At 57.8% G+C, this 6,251-nt stretch carries 6 protein-coding genes; 1 reads left to right on the top strand and 5 read right to left on the bottom strand.

Translation table 11 applies throughout. The features are described from left to right. Positions 1 to 177: 177 nt before the first annotated feature. The 4 genes from ATY29_RS31805 to ATY29_RS31795 all read right to left on the bottom strand — a co-directional run bounded on the left by ATY29_RS31805 (position 178) and on the right by ATY29_RS31795 (position 4,786). On the bottom strand, positions 178 to 2,325 hold the full coding sequence (locus tag ATY29_RS31805; protein ID WP_004676279.1) for a peptidase domain-containing ABC transporter: 2,148 nt from the start codon (positions 2,323 to 2,325) through the stop codon (positions 178 to 180). Positions 2,326 to 2,352: 27 nt separating this feature from the next. Next, positions 2,353 to 3,438, bottom strand: a complete 1,086-nt coding sequence (locus tag ATY29_RS31800) for an HlyD family secretion protein (protein WP_008533948.1) — start codon at positions 3,436 to 3,438, stop codon at positions 2,353 to 2,355. A 114-nt stretch (positions 3,439 to 3,552) separates the two neighbouring features. Continuing rightward, positions 3,553 to 3,678 carry a hypothetical protein gene (locus tag ATY29_RS38250; protein ID WP_004676277.1) on the bottom strand — a complete coding sequence of 42 codons (126 nt, stop codon included), beginning with the start codon at positions 3,676 to 3,678 and terminating at the stop codon, positions 3,553 to 3,555. A gap of 151 nt (positions 3,679 to 3,829) precedes the next feature. Continuing rightward, positions 3,830 to 4,786: an IS481 family transposase gene (locus ATY29_RS31795; RefSeq protein WP_097537507.1), complete on the bottom strand. Its 957-nt coding sequence runs from the start codon at positions 4,784 to 4,786 to the stop codon at positions 3,830 to 3,832. Positions 4,787 to 5,512: 726 nt separating this feature from the next. Between ATY29_RS31795 and ATY29_RS38600 the strand changes: the two genes are divergently transcribed. Beyond that, positions 5,513 to 5,953, top strand: a complete 441-nt coding sequence (locus tag ATY29_RS38600; protein ID WP_244597482.1) for a Tn3 family transposase — start codon at positions 5,513 to 5,515, stop codon at positions 5,951 to 5,953. Between the two features lie 30 nt (positions 5,954 to 5,983). On the opposite strand, the gene ATY29_RS37335 is transcribed toward ATY29_RS38600, so the two are convergent. Next, positions 5,984 to 6,251 (bottom strand): hypothetical protein (locus ATY29_RS37335; protein ID WP_207797764.1); only part of this gene is annotated, 268 nt, incomplete at its 5' end.

Here is a 6,251-nt window from a genome sequence, read left to right as displayed (position 1 = left end):
GTCGACCACCGTCAGCACGCGCAGTTTCTTACCCGTTGCGAGTTGGTCGTGAACGAAGTCCATCGCCCACGTTCCAATCACCGCCGCTTCAAGTTCACAGCCGACAATGTTGCCATGCTGCTTAACCGTGACGTTCACAACCGTTTTCAATCCTCGAGCCGACAGGGCCTACACGGATCACGACCTTGGCGCCCGCCATAATCGAGCGTAAGGGCCATCAGTTCTCACTAGGTCAGCGTGCTTTCCCTCCTCAATGACCCGCCCCTTGTCCAGGACCACAATATTGTCCGCCCCACGAACGGTGCTCAACCGATGAGTGATGACTATGATGGTCTTCCCAGCGCGAGACAGATCCTCAACAACCCGCAGCACAAATTCTTCGGCTGCCGAGTCCAGAGAGGAGGTCGCTTCGTCAAGGATTAGAACGTCGGGATCCCGGTACAGGGCCCGAGCCAATGCGAGGCGCTGCTTCTCACCTCCGGAGAGGCGAACCCCGTTCTCGCCCAGATGGGCCTGGAACCGCCCGGGCCAGCGCTCGATGCACTCCCGCAGTCCTATTCGATCACAGATGCGTACGATCTTATCGAACTCCGGTTCGAACTCGCCCAGGGCGATGTTCTCGATCACGGAACCGGAGAAGACGTCTATCGATTGCGGTACTGCAGCCATGACCTTGTGCAGTGATGCGCTCGAGAAATCCTGGAGGGCATATTGGCCGATCCGAATGCATCCATCCTCAAGCTGGTAGACATTCTGCAGCAGAGCCGCAAGGGTGCTTTTGCCCGAGCCGCTCTCACCCACGACGGCCGTCAACTCTCCTTGGCGAAAGGAGACGCTTAGATCGCTGAAAACCTCCGCCTGCGCGCCATAGCGGAATGTGACGTTCTCCAGGCGAATATCTCCGAGATCGGTCTTCGTAGCATCGATGCCGCTGCTGCTTGCCGACTCCAGTTCAAAGATCTCGAAAAGTCTATCCGCCGCGATAAACGCGTCTTGAACGATCCGGTTGGTCTGGATCAGGCGGGCGACCGGCCGGGTGATATAGCCAAGCAACGTATAGCAGGACAGCAATTCGCCGGGCGTGACGGCCTGTTCGAGCGCAAGCGTGGTTCCAAACCACATCAGCACGATGGTGAACAGGACCGACAGCAACGTCGAGGCGTTGTCGCCGCAGATTGAGATCAGCCCGGAGCTGTAGACGGAATGCAGCATCTTTACGAAGCGGGTCTCCATTTTGAAGTTTGCGAAGCTCTCGACGCCGGAAGTCTTAATGGTGGAGACAGCTCCGAGTGATTCTACCAGTTGCGCCTCGAGTTTGGCGTCATTTTCCATGATGACTCGTTGGAGATTTCGATTCATCCGATTGATGGCCCAATATACCAGGATGTACATTGGAATGGCGAGCGCCACGATCAAAGCAATATTCCAGGAATAGATGAACATCATTCCGAACGAGAACAGTATCATTAAAATGTCAACAAACATGTTTATCGAAACGTCGTTCAGGAAGCTCCTGATTTTCACAGCGTCGTTCATGCGCGACACGATTTCTCCCATGCGCATGCTATCGAAGAACTTCTGGGGCAGGGCCAGGATGTGATTGTAATAGCCGAGGATCAAGCATACGTCGATCTTCTGCCCCGTCTGCAGGACGAGTCGGCCTCTTAGGAGGTTGATCAGGATCTGTATCGCTAGGATCAGCAGCATTGCGATGCTCATCAAGTTGAGCAGGTTGCGGTTTCCCGCTGGGATCACGTGATCAACGATCTTCTGAACGTAGATCGCCGTCGAGAGACTGAGGACGGTCGTCACAAGAGCGCCTACGAGAGCCTGCGCCATCACCGTGCGGTGTGGCGCGAGTAGGCGGGCGAATCGGGCGAGGGGCGACGTGGTCTCGTCTCGACGATTGAATGTGTCTGCCGGAACCAGCAAAACCAGAACGCCCGTCCATTGCTCCATGAATTCCTGATGCGGCACTTTGCAGATTTCGCCCAGGGCCGGGTCCATGACGATGACCCACTTGGCGTCGATCGCATGGACCACTACGAAATGGTGCAGGTCCTCCTTGACGACGTGCGCGATAGCGGGCTTGGGGATCTTGTACAGGCTGTCGAAGCCACCTTTGACGCCTTTCGCGATGAAGCCCAGCTTCTGCGCCGCTTCCGTGAGCCCCAGCACACTCGTACCGGAGCGGTCGGTCGACGCATACTGGCGGATGCGCGCCAATGGCAACTTGTAGCCATAGAAGGCTGCGACAGATGCGAGGCTGGCGGCGCCGCAATCCGTGATGTCACGCTGTTTGAACTTAATGGCCTTACTCGACATGGAGGCTCGCTGGCTGTTGGGACAATATTAGCGCCCCGCCAGCATCGGGTTGAGCCAATCGTCTGCCTCGTCGTAGAGCAGTTGCAGGAGAGTGCGATTGGCCAACAGAAAGCGAGCCCGCACGGTCATGCCTTTCTTCAGGTGGCCGATGGCCCCGCTTTTCAGCGCGAGTTCGCTGCGAGAGAGCGCGCACTGGACCTTGAAGACCGGGTTCCCGTCATGCAGAGTGAAGTCCTGCGCCACCTCGACCACCCTTGCTTTGATGACACCCCATTGGTTGTAGTTAAAGGCATCCACTTGGAGCCGCACCGGCTGACCAGGCTGCACAAAGCCAATGTCGTTGGGGGAGACGTAGATTTCCGCCACCAGATCGTCGTTCGGCGAGATCCAACCAACGGTTTGCCCGCTCTGCACGTAGCTTCCGTGCGCGAGGCCGGAGAACTGCTCGAGAGCACCCGATACTGGGGCGCGGATGCGGTGCAGGTCCCGTTCGTGCTCGAGCTGATGCAAGGTGGCCGTGAGTTCCTTTAAGCGCAGGTTAGCATCAAGGAGCTTCTGGTTCCAATCAGCGGTTTTGCGTCGCACGAGGATCTCGCCTTGGACCTCGATATTTTGGAGAGCGAAAGCCTTCTCGTCAACGGTCTTCGCCGGCGCCGCAGCAGCCGAGACAAGTCGCTTTGCGCGGTCGAGTTCCGCCGCGGCGTTACTGCGCGCATTTTGGTTCTCGCGCAGCAAGTTGAGAAAATGCACCCTTTCAGCCGTCGCGGATTCGGTTTGGAGGGGGGGCGAGACGCTGAGCCTTGCGCCGGAAGAAATCAGCGTTTGGAAGTCATGGGCAAGATCGCTCTTGGCATGAATGTCGGCTAAAACCCCGCTGAGCTTTTCCTCGATTACATGATCGTCAAAGGCGATTATTTCCTTCCCCTTAGCAACGACATCGTTCTCAAAGGCAAGGACACGGGAGATGCGTCCGGAGACGGGCGCTATCAGGGGCGTCTTCTCCACGATCGGGCGAATAGTACCGACACTCTGCATGGAGACCGGTATGGTAACGAGTGGCAGTGAGCCAAATGCCGCGGCGACGAAGAGCAAGATCGCCCTATAAATGCTCAAGGATCGTCCTGATCGTCGCGCCAGTATGCTTTCTGCGGTGCAGCTGGCCGTTTCATCAGAAAGGGGAACTGCTAGTCTGTAGTCACTAGGAGCCATCGAGAGCCAGCTCGCTTATCAACCAAACAAGTGTCCGTAACGTCGCAAAAACAAGTAAACCCAAAAATACCAACCTCCGGAGGTTTCAGCTGCTTCTTGAGGGGTTAATTCGGTTACACGATAGGCTGCCATGTTGTTCATCATTGGTGTCTCCGTTCAGAGCTGGATTGAGAAGATGCCAAGGCCCCCGTTGGGAGCTCCTAGCGGCGCGCAACAAAAAGGTTCAAGATTCGTGCCAATGCAGAAGGAGCGAAAAGCATCAGAAAACTGTTCTGTATGTTATTCAATGGCTGCCCTAGATGTGGAGCCTCAACAGGTTGTCCTTGATCAGGCCGAGTCTACTGACGGGCGGTTTGGATTGTAGGCTGCCGTGCGGGCGATGCCAATTGTAACGGTGGAGCCAGAGCGGCAGGTCGGCGGCGCGCTGCTGCGAGGTTTCGTAGACCTTGGCATATGCCCATTCGCGCAGTGCGGTCTGGACGAGGCGTTCGGCCTTACCATTTGTCTTCGGCGTATAGGGTTTGGTGCGGATGTGTTTGATGCTGAGCCGCCGCAGCGCCTTGGCGTATCGATGGGAACGGAAGCTTGTGCCGTTGTCGGTCATGACGCGCTGGACCTTAACGCCATGGGCTTTGAAGAAGCGCAAAGCATTGAAGAGAAAGCGCAGACAGGAGCGTCGCGTCTCGTCGGGTAATATTTCCAAATAGGCCAGGCGTGAGTGGTCGTCGATGGCCAGATGGACGTATTCCCAACCGATGCCGCGGCTGTTGCTCTGCCCCGTGCGATCGCCGGTGATGCGGTGGCCGGTTCGGTTGAATTTGCCGAGTTTCTTGATGTCGATATGGATGAGTTCGCCGGGCTGGTCGCGTTCGTAGCGCCGCACCGGCTCAGCCGGGGCCAAGGCCTTGAGTTTGTTCAGGCCAAGGCGCTTGAGGATGCGGCTGACTGTGGCTGGCGAGACACCCGTCTCCTTGGCGATGTGTTGGCCGGTCATGCGCAGGCGGCGTAACGTCTCGATCCGGGCGGCGGTGGCCTGCGAGGTCGGATGATACAGGCGGTGCGGTCGGGAACTGCGATCATTGAGACCGGCCTCGCCCTCCCGTCGATAGCGCCTTACCCACTTATAGACAGTCTTCACGCAGACGCCGAAAGCCGCAGCGACGGCCATCGGTCGCTGTCCTTCCATCAGCACGCGGTGCGCAATTACCGCTCGACTGAGCGGCGTGAGGCGGGCATTCATATGGATGTCCATTCGGTCCCCCGAGAATCACTGAAGCTTCGACAACCTCAGCTTTCCCGGTCCGGATCGAATGGACAACCTATTGGAAGCTCACACCTAGAGCGCCGAGACGTGCCAAACCGCACATCACGCTGTCGCAAGCACGACAAACCGAGTAGGGTTCTGAATGAACGTCCTGAACAGGATCGACAGCTCCAAAGTTCGGTGGCGACGGTGCAGTTGAGACTCGGCGCTCAGTAAGCGCGCCCCATCCGCGTAGCCCCCATCGAGTTTGCCGTCGATTTTTGTTGCTGCTGATGCACTCTGAAACCTGGTGAATTGTTAGTGGCCCTCCGCACGATAGTGGGCGCGGATGCGCCGCTTGGTGCCGCGGGCCTTGTCCCTATTGGCAGATGCTATGGCCGGATGTGTCAAGTAAAAGATCCACCGGATGCGAAAAGAAACACGAGACACCTATTGGGCAATGCTTGGGCGGGTCCCGACGCTATGGCGATCTCAGACCTGCACTTGTTCCGGCCCAGGCTGTGGCCGACAGCGATCGTCTCGCGGGGCCGTTGCGACAGGAGGATAGCTGGCAAATCTCAAGCTCACCTCGACATCCGGTTACGCGAGCTTGGCCGCGCCAGCTCGGGCTGTTACGATTCCGGGCGGCTCGATTGCGAAGGCGACGTCCAGACGTGGATGCTGCGACTGGCTTCTGCGAAGCATTCAGTCATCTGCGTACAGGAGCGCCCTGCGATGAACGTCATCCTCGCAGAAGAGACTAGCTTTGGCCTGCGCATGATGGCCGATGCCACAGACACCCACACCTTGTGGGTGTTAATCCGTGTTCGACAGTGGCATGTCGAGAGCGAAGCCTACGACCGGGCGCTAGCCAGGGTGGTCGAGGCGCAGGCGGGGTTACCGATCCATGGGCACTCCGGCTTCGAGCGACGGCCTATTATTTGCCGCCACAGCGCAAGGCGACGCCCTGGTAAACGTGAAATACGGCAGGAAGCTAGGCCTTCAGGCCTACAGCCAGGTCTCGGATCGATACGGGTCGATCCGTCTGTCGTCCTCGTCGATCAGACGCTTGAGCCATTCCAGCGCCGCGATGGCGGACCCGATGTGCTGCATTGTTCCGGAATTCGAGCAGGCTCAGCAGCCTCGGCAACATGCGTGGATAATGAAATGCCGTAGGAGGAACGTGGCACCGCCTGGGCTCGCTGCTTAGGAACCGCCAGTCTTGTATTTGCGGACCAGAGCCGAAAGTATCGCCTGGTCGGCAATTTCGGCACCGCTCCGTCGAGGGCCTTGATCGCGGACCCGGCGATGCGAGCCAAAAGGCGCTCCTCGCTGGCACCTTTTCAATTTCTTGGCGATCGAGGCGACGACCCTACGTTCCCATTCGCCACCATCTTGTGCACTTTGATCTGAACCCTTCAAACTGGACCAGTTTTGGTTAGAGTTTTCCGGTGCATTTTCCTGGCTGGGAAAG

Source organism: Rhizobium hidalgonense (genome assembly GCF_002914525.1).
Taxonomy (GTDB): Bacteria; Pseudomonadota; Alphaproteobacteria; order Rhizobiales; family Rhizobiaceae; genus Rhizobium; species Rhizobium hidalgonense.
This window is presented reverse-complemented; position numbering and strand designations above follow the sequence as displayed.